Source organism: Methanobacterium veterum, from assembly GCF_000745485.1.
Lineage (GTDB): Archaea > Methanobacteriota > Methanobacteria > Methanobacteriales > Methanobacteriaceae > Methanobacterium_D > Methanobacterium_D veterum.
On the sequence record NZ_JQJK01000008.1, the window covers coordinates 257,402 to 277,524 of the forward strand.

At 34.1% G+C, this 20,123-nt stretch carries 21 protein-coding genes; 12 read left to right on the plus strand and 9 right to left on the minus strand.

The window, feature by feature from the left end:
• Window positions 1-214: 214 nt before the first annotated feature.
• Both EJ01_RS16255 and EJ01_RS01405 read right to left on the minus strand, forming a co-directional pair.
• Window positions 215-4,516, minus strand: coding sequence for a PAS domain S-box protein (locus EJ01_RS16255; protein WP_052375737.1), 4,302 nt, complete (start codon window positions 4,514-4,516; stop codon window positions 215-217).
• A gap of 123 nt (window positions 4,517-4,639) precedes the next feature.
• On the minus strand, window positions 4,640-5,839 hold the full coding sequence (locus EJ01_RS01405; RefSeq protein WP_048080142.1) for a glutathione-independent formaldehyde dehydrogenase: 1,200 nt from the start codon (window positions 5,837-5,839) through the stop codon (window positions 4,640-4,642).
• Between the two features lie 317 nt (window positions 5,840-6,156).
• Between EJ01_RS01405 and EJ01_RS01410 the strand changes: the two genes are divergently transcribed.
• Entirely contained in the window at window positions 6,157-6,363 is a 207-nt protein-coding gene (locus tag EJ01_RS01410; protein WP_048080143.1) for a symporter small accessory protein, read from the plus strand.
• 12 nt (window positions 6,364-6,375) lie between these two features.
• On the plus strand, window positions 6,376-7,974 hold the full coding sequence (locus tag EJ01_RS01415; RefSeq protein ID WP_048080144.1) for a sodium:solute symporter family protein: 1,599 nt from the start codon (window positions 6,376-6,378) through the stop codon (window positions 7,972-7,974).
• A gap of 59 nt (window positions 7,975-8,033) precedes the next feature.
• On the opposite strand, the gene EJ01_RS17090 is transcribed toward EJ01_RS01415, so the two are convergent.
• The 3 genes from EJ01_RS17090 to nucS all read right to left on the minus strand — a co-directional run bounded on the left by EJ01_RS17090 (window position 8,034) and on the right by nucS (window position 10,047).
• The gene (locus EJ01_RS17090; protein WP_157197520.1) at window positions 8,034-8,204 is read right to left on the minus strand and encodes a hypothetical protein; all 171 of its coding nucleotides are present in this window, start codon (window positions 8,202-8,204) and stop codon (window positions 8,034-8,036) included.
• A 444-nt stretch (window positions 8,205-8,648) separates the two neighbouring features.
• A complete protein-coding gene (locus EJ01_RS01425) occupies window positions 8,649-9,221 on the minus strand; it encodes an ERF family protein (RefSeq protein WP_052375739.1) in 573 nt (190 codons plus the stop codon).
• A 67-nt stretch (window positions 9,222-9,288) separates the two neighbouring features.
• Complete coding sequence (gene nucS / locus EJ01_RS01430; RefSeq protein WP_048080145.1) at window positions 9,289-10,047, minus strand: endonuclease NucS; 759 nt, start codon at window positions 10,045-10,047, stop codon at window positions 9,289-9,291.
• A gap of 40 nt (window positions 10,048-10,087) precedes the next feature.
• Between nucS and EJ01_RS01435 the strand changes: the two genes are divergently transcribed.
• On the plus strand, window positions 10,088-10,246 hold the full coding sequence (locus tag EJ01_RS01435; protein WP_157197521.1) for a hypothetical protein: 159 nt from the start codon (window positions 10,088-10,090) through the stop codon (window positions 10,244-10,246).
• Window positions 10,247-10,490: 244 nt separating this feature from the next.
• Here the strand turns inward: EJ01_RS01435 and EJ01_RS01440 are convergent, their stop codons facing one another.
• On the minus strand, window positions 10,491-10,970 hold the full coding sequence (locus EJ01_RS01440; protein WP_048080147.1) for a hypothetical protein: 480 nt from the start codon (window positions 10,968-10,970) through the stop codon (window positions 10,491-10,493).
• Between the two features lie 15 nt (window positions 10,971-10,985).
• A complete protein-coding gene (locus EJ01_RS01445; protein ID WP_048080148.1) occupies window positions 10,986-11,171 on the minus strand; it encodes a hypothetical protein in 186 nt (61 codons plus the stop codon).
• 214 nt (window positions 11,172-11,385) lie between these two features.
• Between EJ01_RS01445 and EJ01_RS01450 the strand changes: the two genes are divergently transcribed.
• From EJ01_RS01450 to pyrE, 4 genes are all read left to right on the plus strand, one after another.
• Entirely contained in the window at window positions 11,386-11,763 is a 378-nt protein-coding gene (locus EJ01_RS01450; RefSeq protein ID WP_169740423.1) for a cupin domain-containing protein, read from the plus strand.
• Window positions 11,764-12,125: 362 nt separating this feature from the next.
• Complete coding sequence (locus tag EJ01_RS01455; RefSeq protein ID WP_048080150.1) at window positions 12,126-12,392, plus strand: PRC-barrel domain-containing protein; 267 nt, start codon at window positions 12,126-12,128, stop codon at window positions 12,390-12,392.
• Window positions 12,393-12,462: 70 nt separating this feature from the next.
• Window positions 12,463-12,615 carry an orotate phosphoribosyltransferase gene (locus EJ01_RS17625; RefSeq protein ID WP_084689098.1) on the plus strand — a complete coding sequence of 51 codons (153 nt, stop codon included), beginning with the start codon at window positions 12,463-12,465 and terminating at the stop codon, window positions 12,613-12,615.
• Window positions 12,616-12,654: 39 nt separating this feature from the next.
• On the plus strand, window positions 12,655-13,185 hold the full coding sequence (gene pyrE, locus EJ01_RS01460) for an orotate phosphoribosyltransferase (RefSeq protein WP_245611119.1): 531 nt from the start codon (window positions 12,655-12,657) through the stop codon (window positions 13,183-13,185).
• 17 nt (window positions 13,186-13,202) lie between these two features.
• Here the strand turns inward: pyrE and EJ01_RS01465 are convergent, their stop codons facing one another.
• On the minus strand, window positions 13,203-13,769 hold the full coding sequence (locus EJ01_RS01465) for a hypothetical protein (RefSeq protein WP_048080152.1): 567 nt from the start codon (window positions 13,767-13,769) through the stop codon (window positions 13,203-13,205).
• Between the two features lie 282 nt (window positions 13,770-14,051).
• The gene (locus tag EJ01_RS01470) at window positions 14,052-14,624 is read right to left on the minus strand and encodes a MogA/MoaB family molybdenum cofactor biosynthesis protein (RefSeq protein ID WP_048080153.1); all 573 of its coding nucleotides are present in this window, start codon (window positions 14,622-14,624) and stop codon (window positions 14,052-14,054) included.
• Window positions 14,625-15,208: 584 nt separating this feature from the next.
• On the opposite strand from EJ01_RS01470, the gene EJ01_RS01475 reads away from it, so the two are divergent.
• The 5 genes from EJ01_RS01475 to EJ01_RS01495 all read left to right on the plus strand — a co-directional run bounded on the left by EJ01_RS01475 (window position 15,209) and on the right by EJ01_RS01495 (window position 20,094).
• Window positions 15,209-15,718 (plus strand): PIN domain-containing protein, encoded by a 510-nt coding sequence (locus EJ01_RS01475; protein WP_048080154.1) that lies wholly within the window; start codon window positions 15,209-15,211, stop codon window positions 15,716-15,718.
• Between the two features lie 141 nt (window positions 15,719-15,859).
• Entirely contained in the window at window positions 15,860-16,954 is a 1,095-nt protein-coding gene (locus EJ01_RS01480; protein ID WP_048080155.1) for a DUF2117 domain-containing protein, read from the plus strand.
• Between the two features lie 9 nt (window positions 16,955-16,963).
• Window positions 16,964-17,950, plus strand: coding sequence for a methanogenesis marker 2 protein (locus EJ01_RS01485; protein WP_048080156.1), 987 nt, complete (start codon window positions 16,964-16,966; stop codon window positions 17,948-17,950).
• A 196-nt stretch (window positions 17,951-18,146) separates the two neighbouring features.
• The gene (mmp3, locus tag EJ01_RS01490) at window positions 18,147-19,682 is read left to right on the plus strand and encodes a methyl-coenzyme M reductase-associated protein Mmp3 (RefSeq protein ID WP_048080157.1); all 1,536 of its coding nucleotides are present in this window, start codon (window positions 18,147-18,149) and stop codon (window positions 19,680-19,682) included.
• Window positions 19,663-20,094: a methanogenesis marker 6 protein gene (locus EJ01_RS01495; protein WP_048080158.1), complete on the plus strand. Its 432-nt coding sequence runs from the start codon at window positions 19,663-19,665 to the stop codon at window positions 20,092-20,094. The genes mmp3 and EJ01_RS01495 overlap by 20 nt, the downstream gene beginning before the upstream one ends.
• The last annotated feature ends 29 nt before the right edge of the window (window positions 20,095-20,123 follow it).

The following is a 20,123-nucleotide window of genomic DNA, read 5'->3' on the forward strand; positions in this document are numbered from 1 at the left end:
AAATGAAACATGCAAATCTTAAAGATTTGCTGCGTCAAAATTATAAACTTTGACAGTTTCTCACGGTTGAAGAACGTAGTTCCTCAAACATGGAAAAATTTTTCATTCTCGCCTTTGTCAATATTATTAAATATATTTTGGACCTGATAAACTTGAATAGACATTATTAGACCTCCTATCAAAAAATAACTTAATAACATAAAATTAGAATTTATTAGTTAGATTCTTCTTTTACAGGAATAGTAAAATAAAATGTTGAACCCACACCCGGTTCAGACTCAACCCAGATACGCCCCCCATGGCGCTCCACTATTTTCTTTGCAACTGCCAGCCCAATTCCAGTTCCTTTATATTCATCTCTTGTATGCAATCTCTGGAATAACTCAAAAATACGCCCAGCATACTGCTGATCCATTCCAATACCATTATCTGAGACTCCAAAAACATGTTCATTTCTATTTTTATCTTTTCTAGATAAAATATGAATTTTAGGAGGTTCATCTGGTTTTTTAAATTTAATAGCGTTCCCAATTAAATTCTGGAAAAGCTGTATGAGCTGTTTCTCATCGGCAATTACAGTAGGAAGCTTATCATGCGTAATTTCTGCATTATTTTCATCAATAGTTACCTTAAGGTTAAATAATGCCTGATCAAGAGCATTTTGTACATCTGTTGGCTTGAATTCTTCACCTCTTGTTTGAACTCTTGAATACTTCAATAAATCCTTTATCATTGCCTGCATTCTATTTGTTCCATCCACGATGAAATCTATGAACTCATCAGCATCCTTATCAATCTGGCCCTTATATCGTCGTGCCAAAAGTTGTGTAAAGCTTGAAATTGTCCTTAAAGGCTCCTGAAGGTCATGTGACGCAATATACGCAAACTGTTGTAATTCTTGATTTGAACGTTCTAGTTCCCCAATGAGGGTTTCACGTTCTTTTTCTGCATTCTTACGTTCAGTGATATCTTTTGTTATAGCTACAAATCCCGTTGGATTACCTTCAGCATCACGGATACTATTTCCCGAAATCTCTACAGGAAAAACTTTTTTACCATCTAAAGTAACGGAATTAAGTTCTAAAGTTACGCTTCTTTCCTCAGATAAAGCTATTTTTGCAGCTTCTATTAATGTTGGTCTGTCTTTTGGATCTACTAATTCCAATGCATTTAGCCCTATTAATTCTTCACTTGAAGATGCCCCATACATATCCATACTTGCCTGATTACATGAGATTATATCTAAATTTAAATCAGAAGATATAATAGAATCAGGAGATGATTTAATAGTGGCATTCAATTTTTCTTCACTTTCTGCTAATGCCCTTTCAGCTTTTTTACGCTCGGTTATATCTCTTACAATTGCAGAAATTCCAGTAATTTCTCCATCAACATTTTTAATAGGTGATAATGTTATCAAAATATCTATCTTAACCCCATTCTTTTTTATTCTTTGAGCTTCATAATGAGCTACTTTCCTGCCGCTTTTAACTTCTTCCAGAAGTTTAGATGTCCTTTCACGTTCAGAATCAGGAGCCAAAGTAAATATGGGCTTTCCTACCATTTCCTGAGCAGAATAACCATATATTTTTTCAGCCCCCTTATTCCAGCTTAAAATTATTCCATTTAAATCTTCACCAATAATAGCATCATCCGATGAATCAACGATGTCTGCCAATCTCTTAATTTGCTCCTCAGCATGCTTACGTTCTGTTATATCCTCTGTTACGCCGTACATCTTGTCAGGTTTTCCTTCATCATCTAATAAAACACTGCTTCGAGTATGTATATACCTTATTTCGCCATCAGGCCGGTTTATACGGTGTTCTAAATCATATGGCTTAAAAGTTTTTAATGATTCATTCAATGCTCTTCGAACCATACTGACATCAGCAGGATAAACTACTTTTATAATCTCCTCAAAAGGTAATTTAATCTTTTTAACTCCATAAATTCGCTGTCCTTCACCAGATAATATAAATTCATCTCTTTTTATGTTCCATTCATAAGCACCTATTTTAGAGATATGTGAAGCCTCTTCCAAAATAGTTTCACTCCTTCTAAGTTCTTCTTCAGCTTTTTTACGCTCAGTAATATCACGAGAAATAGAAAGAACGACATTTTTTCCTTCTAGGCTAAAAAGATGAGTATTAAGTTCTACAGGTATCTTCCTTCCATCTTTAGCTATCTGAACATTTTCAGCTATTGAATATCCTTTTTTAAACATTTCCAATGTCATTTTTAATATAGCAGAAGTGTCTGAATATATATCCAAAGCAGTCATATTTAATAATTCATTTTTACTATATCCTAATCGCTTAGATGCAGTTTCATTTACTTCAATAAATCCCCTGATAGTGCCGTCACCATTTACCTCAGATAACGTAATCATATCCGTTGCTTGATCAAATAATTCACGGAATTTCTTCTCACTCTCTTTTAACGCTTTTTCTGCGTGCTTACGATCTGTAATGTCCCTAGAAACAGCTAGAATCATATCTTTTCCTTTGAGCTTGAAAAAATGTGTTGCAATCTCAACAGGTATATTAAAACCATCTTTAGATACAATTATACTTTCATGTCTTGCATATCCATTTTTTGACATTTCTGATATTACATCCGATACAGAAACAGAGGATTCAGAAGAGACTATATCAAAAGGTGTCATATTTAAAAATTCTTCCTTAGTATAGCCCAACATTTTTAACCCAACTTCATTTACTTCAATAAATCGTCCAGGTATATCTCCTTTAATTTCAGATACAGTTATCATATCATTTGCATTATTGAAAATTTCACGGAATTTTTCTTCACTCTCTTTTAACGCTTCCTCCGCGCGCTTACGATCTGTAATATTACGGGCCATAGAGAGAGCTACATCTTTTCCTCTGAGCTTGAAAATATGTACATTAACCTCAAAAGGTATTTCTCCCCTGTTTTTAGTAACACTTTTTGCCTCAAATAGAGTAGATCCTCTTTTTTTAAGTTCTGCCAAGATTTTTGGTATCTGGTCTTTACTATCTGGTGCAAACAAGTCTAGAGGAGTCATATTGGAAAATTCTTCTTTACTGTAACCCAATATTTTAACTGCGGCCTCATTTACTTCAATAAATTGTCCAGGCATCATATCTTCTTGGACTTCCGATAGTACTATTACATCTAAAGCTTTATTAAATAGCTCGCGGAACTTCTTCTCACTCTCCTTCAAGGCATTTTCCGCGCGCTTAAGATCTGTAATATCTCCACAAGCAGTGAAAACAAGAATTTTCCCGTCAGATCTTTTTGTTGCGCGTGTAGTTTCTTTTACCCACAGTATACTTCCATCTTTACGAACTTTACGCAGTTCCCAGTGAAAAACCTGCCCATAATTTTTAATGGCATTTCTTAAATTCTGTTCTGCAAATTCTATGTCTTTCTCGTAGAATATCTTCGACAACGGCTGGCCAATTAATTCAGAAACTGTATAACCTAATAGCTCCGCCCCAAATTGATTTACAGACAATACAGTAAAATCAACATTTATAGTGAAATACATAAAGGGGTTATCATCATATAAAGTACGAAATTTCTCTTCACTTTCTATGAGTTCTGCGGTTCGTTCTTTAACCTGTTCTTCTAAATTATTACGAGCTTCTTTTAATTTTTCTTCTGCATGTCTACGCTCAGTTATATCCTCAAGTACTTCCATAGCACCCATTGTATTACCTTCAGGGTCTTCAATAATGCTTACTGTGGCACGCAACCATCTGCCTTTACCCATAGCAGGAAAAAAATCTTCAAGTTCATATGCCCCTCTCACAATTTTAGACCGCCTACATTTTCCACTGTACCATTTTGAAATCTTTCCATAATCCTTTTCTATTAATAGATCAGCGACAGTTGGCTTTTTTTCACTGTAGAGTGCTTTCCATTGATCTTCTGTTCCCACTATATCTTCAGCTTTAATTCCACTATATTCTTCCATAGCCCTGTTCCAATAATTAACCTTATGATCTCGACCTATTATGAATGTAAGAACTGGAGATCCTCTAATTATGGTTTCCAATCTCATTTTATTCTCTTTTAGTTCATTTTCTGCGCGCTTACGATCTGTTATGTCCAGGTCCATCACAATTCCCATAATAATATTTCCCTCATCATCAGTTACTGGCAAAGAACAAACACTTATCCATCCTTTTGTTCCGTCCCCACGTAAAATTTCAATTTCTTCATCTTTAACTACTTCGCCAGTTCTAATTGAGCGTGATAATGGCCATTCATAAGATTTATATTGCCTACCATCTGGATGAAAGCCTTTATATTTCTTAAATTCATCAGCACTGGCTGATTGTGGATAATGCCATATATTTGCAACTTGCTTATTAGCCAGGACGAATTTTCCAGAAGGAGCTTCTGCAATAATAATTCCTGCAGGAATATTTTCTACTATTGCACTTAGCTGTTTCTTCTCAATTTCAGAATTTACAGCCCCAATATTTTTCGAATTCCCTTTTAATAGATTTTCATTCTTTTTCAATCCCATATCTCCATCTAAAGTGCTGCTGAATCAAATTTAAACTTATCCTCCTTTAGATACATTGATTTAAAAAGTTAAAGAAATGTTTTAACCACCTAATGCACATGCTACACTTTAAAATCTTTACTTTGCAGCCGCTCCAAATTTAATTACAGGTTTAACTACTGTATCTCTTTTATCGAACTGACTGTAAATTTGAGGAGCATCTTCAATAGATATCCTATCTGAAACTATGAAACTTGGTTTAGCTTTGCCATCAAATATTAAATTTCTTAAAAACACATGCAGTTGTTTTACAGGAGTTTGTCCCATACCAATTGTAATTCCTTTTTCCCATAGTTTTCCAAGTGGGAACATTATATTTCCCTGTTTTTCATCTTCATTATCTGCAGCAGGATTTTCCTTTGGATAGACACCTATAAGCCCTACATGGCCGCCGGCATTTATTACATTTGCAATATCCATAAGCACCTGATTACGCTTTTCCTGATTAGGATTATCTCGGTCGTATGCCTGAAATCCCACCGCATCTATAGCAGAATCAACACCTAATGTCTTTTCTTCTCCAGGTCGCAGTGATTCCATGAGATTTTTATTATTCTGTCTTATTTCCATGATCTGCTGGGCAGGATCTCCGTCATCAGTGTTTATGGGGATTGCCCCTATTGATTCAGCACGTTTAAGTCTCTCCTCGGAATCATCGATTATATAAACCTCAGATGCACCTTTTAGAATAGCACTGTATGCAGCAAGCAAACCTACAGGACCTGCACCAAAAACTGCCACAGCTTTACCTATAGAAACATTGGCCAGTTCTGTAGAATAATATGAAGTTGGAAAGATATCTGCAAGCAGTACAAAGTCATCTTCAAATTCATCTCCAGGTTCTCCAGGTAATTTCAAACAGGCCCAATCAGCGTATGGTACAAGTACATACTCTGCTTGACCTCCCTGATAAGGCCCCATATTAACATATCCATATGCAGATCCCGGCTGATCTGGATTTAAGGTAAGGCATGCGTTGGTCAGACCTTGAATACAATTCAGGCAAAAACCACATGCTATGTTAAAAGGCATAACAACTCTATCTCCAGGTTTTACTAATTGCACTGCATCTCCAACCTCTTCAACTACACCCATTGGTTCATGACCAAGTGTTCGCCCAGATTCAAATGTTGTTTCGCCGTCATACATATGCAAATCGCTTCCACATATGGCACTGCTTGTGATTCTTACAATAGCATCTGTTGGTTTGCTTATTTTAGGATTTTCTACATCCTCAACTTCCACATTCTTAGGACCTTTATAAACAACAGCTTTCATTTTTTCAACCTCCACAATTGAAAATTTTGAGGTTCAGGAAATTCATCCTGAATTTCCTTCAACCCCCGCACGTTTGAAGATAATTTTATTGTTGATCATATTAATTATTTATCAATAATTATTACAAAATAATTTAGGTACTCCCTTAATTAAAATGAATAGAAAAATAACATGAAACATGCCTTAATAACTAAGCAAATTCTATTTTTAATAATTTAAACAGTTTAAATAAGAACACAAATAGATAAATTTAAAGGTATCTATTTTTAATTATTAATCATTAATTAATTAACATTCAATGAGCGGAGGTGAAAACAGTGGTCTTAGGAATAGATGATCCATGGGTTTGGAGTGCTTATATTTTAACTATATTAAGTATGCTTTTATGCGTGATTTATGGAGCCTTAAATTGGAATAAAGGCGATGAAGACGAAGAAACACAAGTTAAAGAAGAAATGGAATGGCATAAAAAAGAAAAAGAGATGGAAGAAAAAGAATTAGGGATATGGGATGAAGAAGGATAGGTAGGGATTAAAATGGATAACTACGTCTTACTTATTGTTATAGCTTTAATATATATTTTAATGGTGGGTTACGTAGGCTACATAGCCTGGAAAAGGACTAAAAGCGCCGACGACTATATGGTCGCCGGAAGAGAAACCCATCCATTTATCATGGCCCTCAGTTATGGGGCCACGTTTATCAGTACTGCTGCCATTGTAGGTTTTGGTGGAACAGCAGGAGTGTATGGAATGGGCCTTTTATGGCTCACAGTGTTGAACATTCTTGTCGGTATTTTTATAGCATTTGTCCTGTTTGGGAAACGAACAAGGAAAATTGGGCATAATTTAAACGCGCTTACTTTCCCAGAATTTCTTTCGCGTCGTTTTGACAGTAAATTTATTCAATATTTCAGTGGTGCAGTAATATTTTTAGGAATGCCTTTATATGCATCTGTAGTTTTAATTGGTATGGCAAGATTTGTAGAAACAACAATAGGTCTTAATTATTCAATAGCATTAATTGCAATGGCCATTATAGTCGCAATTTATGTTGTCTTTGGTGGAATAAGGGGCGTTATGTACACCGATGCCCTGCAGGGAACTATAATGTTTATAGGAATGGTTATATTATTAGGTGCTATTTACTGGTTAACTGGAGGTATTACCACAGGTAACCAAGCTTTAACTAATCTAATTCATCAGATCCCAGCTAATGCGACAGCTACGGCAGCAACTACTGGTTTTACCGGATGGACATCTATGCCCTCGCTTGGAAGTCCATTTTGGTGGACATTAATAAGTACACTTATTTTAGGAGTAGGTATTGGTGTTTTATCACAACCACAGCTCGTAGTAAGGTTCATGACAGTTAAATCCAACAAAGAACTCAACAGAGCAGTTCTAATTGGAGGAATATTCATATTCATCATGACCGGTACCGCGTTCGTTGTAGGAGCATTATCCAACGTTTACTTCTTTGATACCGTTGGACAGCTGGCAATGCAAGTTGCGGGAGGTAATGCAGACAAAATAATCCCCGTATTTATCAGTTCCGCTATGCCGGTCTGGTTTGCCTACTTATTCATGATAACACTGCTTTCTGCAGCTATGTCTACCCTAAGTGCACAATTCCACGTGCAGGGAACTGCTTTAGGCCGAGATATATACGAAACAGTGACTGGAACTAAAGGTAAATCCTCAGTGTTAGTTGCAAGGGCAGGAATTACCATTGCAGTTATAATAGCAGTTATTCTGGGCTTTGTTTTACCAGACAATATAATAGCTGTTGGAACTGCCATGTGGTTCAGTATAACTGCAGCTGCATTCCTTTCAATGTATATATTTGCGCTGTTCTGGAAACGCTCCACCAAAGCAGGCGTAATCTCGGGTTTAGTTATTGGAACATTATTAAGTATCTTCTGGATGGTATTTGAATATAAAAAGTCAGCAGCAGCACTTGGTATATGTCAGGCACTTACAGGTAGCCCTGTTCTTATAGCTGCAAATCCATGGCCTACAGTTGATTCAATAGTGATAGCACTGCCTGTTGCATTTGTGATAACAGTTATAGTAAGTTTACTTACAAAACCACAGCCAAAAGAACAGTTAGATAAAATATTTAAGGGAGTTTAACGCTACGAAAACACTCCGTGTTTGAGGGTTCTCTCCCTTTTTAATTTTATTTTTTTAAATTATTTGTATATTCTCTGGACAAAATCAGGACATATTCTAGGATATTTTTTTTCAAATTCCACGCCTAATTTATCAGTTATCTCTTCTTCAAGCTCTTTATTTTTAGATGCAGATACAGAAAATGTTCTATTTTCGAAGTAAGTGTTTAAAACCTCTCCACCTATGTGCATTTCAATATTAAATGGTTTAAAATATGAAGATTCCCTTTGAATCTCGGATAGTATTTCTGGAGATAATTTAAGGCGTTTATTATCTTCTTGAGTGTAAACAGTATATGGAGTAGCTATCTTTTTAATATGGAAAGATGCACAGCCTTCTATATTGGAAGCCTTACGTGTGGTTCAAAAAACACAAAGGAAGACCTTTTTTTCAAAATCAACACTACATTTAAGATTAACTGATTTCATAAAACCCCTCCTTATTTTTCCGAACAAACTAAGCTATCCTCATTATTATTTTGAATTTTATAGTATATATCCATCGAAGAATAAGGAGGTTAAAATAAGTTTAAAACGGTATTAAGTCATATTTAAAAATAAAAAACCAATCTAAGCAAAAATCTAATTTTAATATATTTACTAAAATATTTTAATGGAATTTAAGTAAATTCCCAATTATTTTCTCTTAAGCTGATCTTCGATCCTTTTAACCTGTTGAACATCATAAATTTGCTTGGCTTTGCTTATAATTGCATTTTCGTTCACATTAAAATTCTTTGCAGCTAACATTTCTGTAATTTCATCTATCCATTTTACTGCTTCAATATCATCTTTTGATTGGTTTGATCCCTCTTTTGGACGTGCTTTTGAAGCTATATTCCCATCGTCGTCATCTTCAGAACTTATTCCTAAAAGCGCTGTTAACTGATAGCGCCTACCATACGTAATTGCGCTTCCAATTCCTTGAGCGGTATTCTTCTCGGGTTTCAAGAGTAATTTATCGGTTTCAATTACCTCACCTGATGTGTGAATGAGTTTAGTTTGAACATATACATCTCCAGCTTCATTACTTCCAGTATTCTGGATTAATAATATCCCATTTTCAGTTAAAAGAGGACGTACACAGTTTAAAATATCGGGCAATGGCGCGTATTTACTCCTGAAAAATGGATTTGTAGCTGTGTTTGATGGATTTTTAATTTTTCTTTGGACTTCAAGCAGTGCTGCTGCTATATTTTTAATTTCCATTTAAATTACCCCGTTTCAGTTACTAGTTTAATTAATTACCTAATTTTTTAATTTTAAAACAATAAACTTAATCAAAAAAATCCAGTTTTATTATATCTTCTTTCTTGAGTTTCTTAGGAGGGTGCAGCTCCTTAAATTCCAACCCATATTCTTTTAAAAGTTTCATGGCACTATCTGTAATAGAAGGTGCTACTAACATTCCCCTTAAACCTTCATTTTCTTCTTTCAAATTATCCACATAACGCTTAAGCTGGCTTACGGCGCCTAAACTTCCTCTAACCCTTTTAAGTTCTAAAACCATTATATTCCCATTTTTATCTTTTCCAAGAATATCAATTACTCCATTTGAGATGGATTTTTCCTTTGCAATCGGTTTGAATCCTTCTTCAATGACTTCAGGGTTTTCATAGAAAATAAGGTTGGCCATGTCTTCCTCGCTTCCAATTAAATCCAGTTCTTCGTAGTCCTTAGCAACAAAATATGTCGCCATGTAAGTTTTTGAAATTTCTACATCCAGGATTTCCTTTGGATTTTTTCTAATACTTCTTATAAGCATTAAATCATCTTTAACCTTAAATTTAACAGTACACCCTGGAGGCTGCCAGTTTACAGGGTTTCTCTTCTCACTTTTGTGAATCAAAAAGGATCCGTCGGGCTTTATTATAATTACTCTGTCGCCAAGTTCAAGATTACTTTTAGCTCTGCCTTCATAAAATACCCTGCAGCAGGCGGTAATTATTATGATGGCTTTATTTTTGAGCCCATCCTTTAAAATTTCATTTGTTTTCTCAATATCGGGATTTTCTTCTACTTTGAATTTCACCATAGCTATTACTCGTTTTCTGTTAGTTAAGTGTAGTGCAATTTTGAAAGAAATTGAGGATTTAAATTTATTTAAGTTAAAAAAAAATAAATTTAACACTGCAAAATTAAAATTTGGCAGTGTTTTAAGTAATAAGGTAAAAAAAATAAAGAAGAGTTATTCTTCGTCTTCAAAGGTTATCAAAAAAGTTGTCAAATCTTAAAAAATCGGAGATTTTTTACGCTTAGAAAAATGCGCAGCATTTTTCTCCAGCTTCGATTTGACACAGCAAAAATCTGCGATTTTTGCATGCTACGTTTTTTCGAATGCTTTCAAAAAGCATAGCTTTTTGATGCCTGCAAAAACTTTGTTTTTGCGGCCGAGGAAACGAGTTTCCACTGGCCTTGAAGAATCTACGATTCTTCAAAGGCTGTCAGAAATCTACGATTTCTGACGCATCGAAGAAGCTATGCTTCTTCAAATGCTTCTGCTTTAACAACCTTAAGGTTTGGAGTCCTTGCATTTGGGTTACTTGCCTGAACTGCTTTTACTGTTACGCTTTTGACACTCTTGTTCACTGTTTCCCTGAATGTATCAAAAACAACAGAGTAACTTTCAAGCTGATCTAGCTCAGTATCGTTTAAAGCATGGCTTAAACTATCTATTAATTCATAGATCCTGCCGCCTTTTTCTCCATATATTTTAGCAACCTCATCATCGAAATATGCTGATGTTATAAGCCCACATATCCATTTCTGCTTGTTTTCATGGTCTGTGATTATAACATAGAACTCCTGTACTTCTTTACCCTTAATTTCCTTGGATTTTAATTCCCCGACGTATATTTCACCAGCTATTTCACTTTCTGGTTCTAATTGAGAAAGGTACATGGTTTCATAGTCGTCGTCGTAGTTTGTGCTTCCTTTTTGGATTCCTAAATCAATCATTTAATTCACCTCAAACTATTCGCACTGAACGTTTTCATCTTCGGGATGAGAGTATTCAAATCCTTCTTTTCTACACCAGTCATAGAAAGCCTCTGTAGCCCCACGAGATAATCGCCCTTGTTTGTCGCCATATTTTTGTCGTGTAATTCTCCTGAATGCTATCTCCAATTCATCCGGAATGCATACTGTTACCGCTCCCATCCAATCATCATCCTTTTATGAAATATGTTTTATGCTTTATGTTATATGTTTTATTTTTAATATTTAAAGTTTTCGGTTTAGAAGAGTAGAAAGTATTACTAATAAGTTTAATGAGAATAGCTTAAATAAAAAATAAGGATAATACTAATTATTAAGGTAAAAGGGCTGTTTTTAATAACAATACATTTAAATAATGTTAAATAATAGTCATATTATGATACTAAAACATTCCAGTGATGTCTCTCCTGAGACAATGAAAAAACCAGGTTTTAATGATATGGAAGCACGTTTTCTTCTTACAAGTGATGATGGTTGCCCCAGATATGCTCTACGACTTATGGAATTTGGGCCTGAAGGACATACATCATACCATTGTCATAAAGAAGAACATGAGATGTTTTTCCTTGAGGGAAAAGGTGTTGTTGTTGGAGAAGAAAAAAAAGAGGTGCCAGTTCATGCAGGAGATGCGTTATTTATCCTCCCCAACGAATATCACCAAGTTAAAAATACTGGAAATGATATTTTAAAAATGATTTGTACTGTGCCTATTTTCCCAGGACAGACAGGTAAAGGTACAACACCTTGTGAATAAGTTAAAAAATTCATTTTAAATTTATTAAATTAATTTTTTATTTTTCCAATAAATTTACGAATTATAACTAAATAGATACTTTAAATGCATTTAGTTTATAATAAACTGTTTTTTAAATAAATTCCTTGAAAACATAACTTTTAATAGCCAAATAATACAGTATATAGGGTTATAGTACTAATTTCTTTCAAAAATAAGGATAATTTATAATCTATGTTTTTGAGGGAAGTTTATTTATAAATAAATGGAGATTAAGTTCTAAGGAAGAATATAAGTATCAAGTGAAACTTAATTAAAAATAACTATATGTTGAAGTCATTACATTACAATTTATATTTTATATGTAAAAAAATGGTGATATCATGAGAGTAGTGGAAGAAATTGTGGGAAAAGAAGTTTTAGATAGCTCTGCAACTATAATTGGAAAAGTAAAAGATATTGAAGTTAACCTTGGTACTAAAAGAATAGAAGCAATTGTAGTTGGTAAAGGGGGCCTTTCAGAAAGCATAGGTATATCTAAAGAAGAAAATGTCATACCTTATGATATGGTTAAACAAATAGGAGATAAAATACTCCTTAAAGAGTATATAGATGAGCCAGGACTAGAAACACAGGAATTAGGCATATAATATTTGATTTTTTGTGTCTGAAGGATTTAATTAAACCTTCTATTTTAATTTTAAAGTTTGGGTGTTAATTTTGGAACTAATTGGAATCTGCAGTATTTGTGGAAAAGCCGGTAAAATGCATGGCTGCCATTTATGTGGAAGTACGGTCTGTAAAAGCTGCTATGATGTTTCAAAAGGCATGTGTAAACGGTGCGCAAGAAACCCTGGAAAAATGATTAAATAGATCCCAATATAATCTAAACAAATCTATCTAGTGATGTTAATGAATAACGAAAAAAAGAAACTTATAGACCTTTTAAAGGCAGAAGAAGTTATCAAGTTTGGTAAATTTACACTGGCTTCTGGAAAAGAAAGCGACTACTATGTAAACATGAAAATGGCCATTACAAACCCAGAAATCCTAAAACAGGTTGCAAAAATTGTAGCAAACCAGATAATTGATGATAAAATAGATAAAATTGCAGGCCCTGCTTTAGGGGCTGTGCCTATAGCAACAGCAATATCTCTTGAATCATATATTCCAATGCTTATGATAAGAAAGGCCAAAAAAGGCTACGGAACAGCGAAGCTCATAGAAGGAGAACTTGTAGAAGGAGATTCTGTTGTCGTGGTTGAGGATGTAACCACAACTGGGGGTTCCCTTATTAAAGCAATTAATGCAATTAAAGATAACGGTGGAATAGTTAAAAAAGCAATTGTAGTTGTAGATAGGGCTGAAGGAGCTGTCCAAAACCTTAAAAAAGAAGGGATTACTTTAGAACCTTTAATTTCAATAGATGATTTTAAAAAATAAAAATAAAAGAAAATAAATTATTTATTATTTCCTTTATTCTGTTTTGATTGACTTTTATTTGAATTATTTACTTTACTTATTTTTGCAGTTTTTTTAGCATTTTGTTTAGAAAGTACTTGTTCTTTAACAGCAACTTTATGTTCAAGAGCAGCCTCTCTTTTAATAAAACTGTTAATTCTACCAGGTGCTATTACAGTACCATTTTCAACTGTTGAATTCTGCATAAACGCAGTGATCTGGTTGTTTAAGCTATTAGCCTGTTTTTCAAACTGGCTTAAGGAGTTTAAAAGTCCAGCTGCAGTTGAATTATTAGCATAAGTTGTTTTTAAAGTTTCTATTGTTGTTATTAAAGCTATTAATTTGCTTTGAGGATCTACCAATGTTTTAAACTGATCTGGTATTGAAGTACTGTTATTTGCGATAGAACTATTATCAGTCGAATTATTGCCAGATACAGAATCATCAGTGCTTGAATTTGTGACATTAGTACTATTCAAGATATCAGATATATCCTCTGCAGAAATAGGGGCCAATAATGTTATGGCCATAATTGTAACCATCAAAGTTACCAAAATTTTTTGCATATATCCGCCTCCATATATGTTTTCGATAATAAGTAGTTTATTTTAATATATAAAGCTTCTTATGCATTATTTTCTAAAAAAAATGAATTTAATCCCTAATGTGGTTATAATCACGGATTTAAATCCATTAATTATATTTTTAGTGACAATACTCACAAAAGGTTTATTTATTAACCACATAAAACAGGTTCTTAAATCAAATAAACTTAAGATATAACTCAAAATAGCTTAAAATAAAAAATAAGTAATAAATAAAAGAAAATAACAACTATCTTAAAATTATCAATCTCTTAAATGCTTGACAAGATGGCCAAGTTCAGGCATCACTATTTTTAAACCTAAACCCACCGCATTTGGAGATCCTGGAAGAGCTATTATCAATTTATTTTTATAAACACCAGCTGTTGCCCTGCTTAAAATAGCACCAGTTCCAAGCTCTTTATATGATTCATACCTGAATATCTCTCCGAATCCATTTAATTCTTTATTAAACAGGGGCTTTAAAGTTTCAATTGTTATATCTCGAGGCCCGATTCCAGTTCCTCCAGTTGTTATGATAACATCGACATCATAATTTTCTATTATATTACTTATAGTTGAAACAAGAAGTCCGGCATCATCAGGTATCACTGAGTAAAAAACGAGGTTATTGTTTTCACTTAATGCATCTTTTATTAAACCGCCAGATACATCACTATCCTTATGTCCCTCGAGACCTTGTCTCGGGTCATCAAAAATCAAAGATTTTTGACACATCAAAAAATCTTGATATTTAGAGTCACTTAAGGTTATAACTGCACCATTTACAGATTTGGGCGCTTGTTTTTTATGCTCTTTCATACTTTCGCTTTTCATAAAATCATCCTGTATTCATGATATTACTTAAATAAGGAAATATTTTGAGTTTAATAACTAAATACGATTTAATTGATAATATATATGCCCCATATACTATATTATTTATTTCTATTATATTCTAAATATACACATTATTATATAACCAGTAAAATTAATTTTTAATCCTAAAATAAGACCCATATCTAAAAATAACGAAGAATAAAATTAATCTAAGAATAATAAGTCTTAAAATGAACATTCAGGCCTATTTAACAGTAATAAGAAATCAAAAGATTTATATGCTATCCAATCAAACCATAACTAAATGGCATTAGATCAAAATAATGCTGCAAATTACATAAAAAGTCGTAGAAACAATTTGGAAACCAGGAGGGCATTAGATCCAATTCAGAGGCGGTTTAATTTTTGCGGAAAAATTAAGAGGAGTCTAATTTCGCCCTCCCTGCATACCTTTATTTGTATTTCATCGCATAAAAACTTTCTGTATCTTATGATAATGGACTGCAAAAATGCCTATTTCAGCTTGAATGTTTTAAAAGGTTAGATAAATTTATTATTTTTAAAAATTGATAACTGGTATTATGCAAAAAAAGATTTACGTTTTGGACGCGTCTGCAATAATAGGGGGCTTTTATTCAAAAAGCTATGCTAATTTTACCACGAGTGGTGCTATTTTAGAAATTAAAGACTTAAAATCAGGAATATTACTGCAGTCTGCCCTAGAAAATGGACATATTAAAGTAGATGAACCTGATCCCAAAGATATAGAAGAAATTAACAAGATTATCACATCTTCAGGTGATATCCTGCGGCTTTCTGATGTTGACAGAGGTATCGTGGCGCTTGCATTTAAATTCAAAAGAAATGGATTTAAACCAATTGTTGTAACAGATGATTACTCCATGCAAAACACCCTTAAAACCATTAGAATTGATTATAAAAGCGTTTTAACCCCTGGAATAAAAGAAATTATCAATTGGGTCAAGATCTGCAAGGGCTGTAAAAAAAGATATCCATCAGACTATAAATTTGAAGAATGTGAAATATGCGGATCTCCTGTTTTTAGAAAGAGAATAAAGGCTGTTAAATAATATTTAACCAATTCTCTTAAAGATAAAAATAATTCTCTAATTAAATCTTAGCTAAAGACAATAAAAGTATTACATGATTATTTTTTAAAGCTACAAATTCAGCGATAATTTTAATATATAATTCATTCAGAGAAAGAAATTATGAAAATTGGTGTAGTTGTGCATGGACCCTATATAGTTGATTCAGGTTATGCAGAGAAAATTTTGAACTTACTTAAAGATTATGGAGATGTAAAGGCACGACTTGGAGGAACAATGGGTAGAACTGCAGTATATGATGCAGGGCTTGAGGATAAGATAGACATAAGCCAAAAATTGTTTCCAAGCGAATCTATTGAAAAATTTATTCATGATTGCGATGTTATATTTTTAATAAACTATGGAAAATCCAGCGTAACTGGCCATGCATTCGGATTTAAAGTTTGGAGCAGATGTAAAAATGTTCCCCCCTTAATTCAAATTGAAAGGCCTGGTGAAGCTGATGGAAGCGTCATAGCCTGGAATAGCTCATTAATTGAATTTGCAAATCAAATAGCGGAGAGATTATGCTTAAAAGTTGTTGACGCGGAAGAAATAAAGAATGAACTGATGAAAAGCGAAGTCACACAAACTCGCAGAAAGGTTGCAGGCGTATCCCCTAATGAAAATATATTTGTAAACGGGCTTGTCATTGGTAAATCAACTTCATGTGACGTTACTTTAGTTGCAGAAGATGGAATTATAACTGAAATAGTTGGAGGGACCATTAAAAAACACGGAGTTGAAAAACTCGGCAGGGTTGATTTAACAAAAGTGGTGATAAAAACAGGGCTGCTTAGAAGATCCAAAGTCACTCCAAGAGTTGCTGAAAAGCCCAAAACTGGAGATAAATTCAATGTAGCCTTTTTAAATCATGCAGCAGAAGATATTTACAAACTAAAAGATGCAGATATCGTTGTAACAGTTGGAGATGATACTACTCTTGTTGCAGGTGATATCCTTTATAGATTTGGAGTTCCCATAATTGGAATTACCGATGGTGATATTGATAAAGTGGTGGAAAAAGGGTTTAAAAATAGCAAATCCTTAATAATAGAACTTGAAAGTGGCCATGATGATATCATTGGCCAAAAAATCTTCCATGAGCTCTTCAACGAAGAAGAAATCATAGAAACAGAAAATATCGAAAGTTTTAAAAATGAAATACTACAGATTATAAATGATAACACCACTTGCTTTAAAATAAAAGAAAACTGAGGTGTACAAGTGGATTTAAACTCTCTCATTGATTCTATAAAAAATTTTGAAGGAATTACACGAAAAAATTCCATAAATCATATTGCAAATATTTTAAAAGATACTTATAATATTGCTGGAAATACTATTTTAAGCTTTGGCGACGACGCATCGGCCATAGAAATAGGAAATGAAAAATTAGCTCTTCTTGCAGCCGATGGAATGTGGGGAAGGCTTATGGAAGCTGATCCACGCTGGGCTGGTTACTGTTCTGTTTTAGTTAACGTGAATGATATTGCTGCTATGGGCGGAAGGCCAATTGGTATGACTAATGTTATTTCTACAAAAGACAAAAAAATATGCAACGAAATTATGGAAGGTATTAATGAAGGAGTTAAAAAGTTCGGAGTCCCAATGGTAGGGGGCCATTTACATCCAGATACACCATATAATGCTTTAGATGTGTCTATTACAGGGATAGTAGATAAAGATGCAGTTATTACAAGCTGTGATGCTAATATAGGCGATAAAGTTATAATTGCAATTGATATTGATGGAAAACTGCATCCGCAATTCGATCTTAACTGGGATACAACCACAATGAAAAGTGATGAACTTGTACAGGCCCAGATTGAAGTTATGAATAAGATAGGTAAAGAAAAATTGGTAACTGCAGGTAAAGATATAAGCAATCCCGGAACTTTAGGTACGCTTGGAATGTTACTTGAAGCGTCTGGTGTAGGTGCAAATGTTGAACTTGAAAAGATCCCGCGAAATGAAAGTGTAAAATGGGAGCAGTGGCTCAAATTATATCCAGGATCAGGTTTTGTTCTTACTGCAGAAAGCAGTACTGTAAGCCGGTGTATTGAACTACTTGAAGAAGTTAATATAACTGCTTCAGTCGCTGGAGAAATTATTGAAGATAAAAAGCTTTATGTGACTCATGAAGACCAAAAGGCAATCTTATTTGACTTCCAAAAGGATAAAATAACTGGTGTTAAAGAGGAACGATCATAAAATTACCGCACAACATAAATTATTAGACATATGATGATTATAAATTAAATAAATTAAGCACTAGGATTAATGAATTGAATCGCTGCAAATATCTACGGTTCACCATTATAGTTCAATAAATATCTCATAGATATAACTCAAAAGAATTACTCAATCTAAATAAATCATTCATAAAATTAGTCCATGAGGAGATTTAATGTTTGTAAGGGTCAATGGAGAAGAAATAGACCTCCCCGAGGGTTCTACAATAAAGGATGCTATCAAAGCTGCAAATGCACCATATATGGAAGGCTGTGTCCTCAGTATTATTAAAGGTAAAGAGGAATTTGAAAAGCACGTAAATAAATACAAAATAAAAACCAGCAAAGGAAGCGTAATAATTGAATTACTTGAAAACGGCCCTTCAGATCTAGTTGAAGTATGGAAAAACATGTATAAAGAGTTTGAGAATCAGGAGGTGCGGTGGACGACCTCAAGTGAAGTTTCTCTTGGGCCTATTAAAACAAACCTTACTCCAACAAGAGATGAATACAAATATGGAAAATGGGATGTTATTATAAGCCTTTCAGGTTTTACTGCAGATTCAACCCATATTATCTTAAGTAAATCCAAACATGAAGCAGTGTATGGTGTTCCTGAAGGAAGTAATGGAGTTTTTGCTAAGGTACTTGGTGGTAAACGGACTCTACTTAATCTCACAGATGACGATACAATAAAAGAAATTAAACCAGTTATAGAACGAAGCAGCACTGTAAAAAGCGCTACAGTAATTGATTTAGATACACCCATTACTGAAGGAAACGAATTGTTTACTTATGTTTTAATTAATCCTGAATTCAAATCGCCCCAGTCTGTTGAACATTTCTTTGCATTAGCTGAAGAAGGTAAAATCAAGGTAGACTATGAATCTAATTCTTTTGTAGGGTTTTACAGATTACAAGGGCTTTCAAAACCTTCAGAATATATAGATCAAAGAACACGGGGAACAGTTACCCTCAGAAATACCGGCAAAGGAGCTGGACGGGTTTATATTTACCGGGAAGACAGGGTTTCTACACCACCCCATACAGTTATAGGGCACGTTAATAAAGGAATACAGCTTTTAGATATTGCAAACACTGGAGATTATATCACAGTTAAAGCAGACCCTGAGAGGGTAATGACACTTTCTATGACCCAAAAAGAAGCAGAAGAGTATCTATCTTCACGAGGCATAGAACAAATACGTGAGGGCTTAGATGATGATAATGCAATAGTTGTAAGCCAGGACCCATTATATACAACAGAAATTATCAATGCCCAAAAGGTAAAAACCCTTGGAGTTAAGGAAGATGAAATAATTTACATCGATATAGATGATAATGCACCAAGATCTTCATGGTACTTCCAGAAAATTACAGGACTCCTTGATTATCCAATAGGATCTCTTAAAGTTCACTTCGCATTCCCTGGAATGAAGGTAATGATGTTTGAGGGAAAAGCAAAAGAAGCACGAGGGCTTGTTCCAGAAAATACTCCGTCACAATGCGTAAATGCAGGTCAAATTGGAATAACCAACATGTCAAGAAGACATGTAGGAATGATCGGAGTGAGATTTGAGGATAATAACGAATTTGGCCCTACCGGAGAACCATTTGCCGGGACCAATGTCGTTGGCCATATTGTAAAAGGACTTGAAAACCTTGAAAAATTTAAAGAGGGGGCGACAGTTTATGTCTCAAGAAAACTCTGAAAATTCTAAAGTTACTCGTATGATAGTACTGGGACCATCTGCACAAATAAATCAGGCAGAACTGGTTCAAAAAATTCACATGATGGAACTCCCACTTACCATTAAATCAACATGTTATGGAGCTATAATACACGGGGACGAGACAGTTGTAAAAGAAGCTGTAACTAAAATAAGAGAATTAGATCCCTGCAATATATTTACAAAAGACAGAGGGTTTCCCCCAGGAGATACAAGGCGTTGTAGGGCCAAAAGAGGGGCAGCAAGAGAAGGTTTCCATCAGCTCGAAAAAGAATATGAACTGCTGGACTGCTTAAGGGAAGCACTTGAGAATCCACGGGAAGTACATGTTGAAAAACCAAAGAAAATTTCACCTGATGAATTTAAAAAGCTCATAGAAGAAAGTGAAGATTAAATAAAATTCCTAAGCTCATATATTTTATA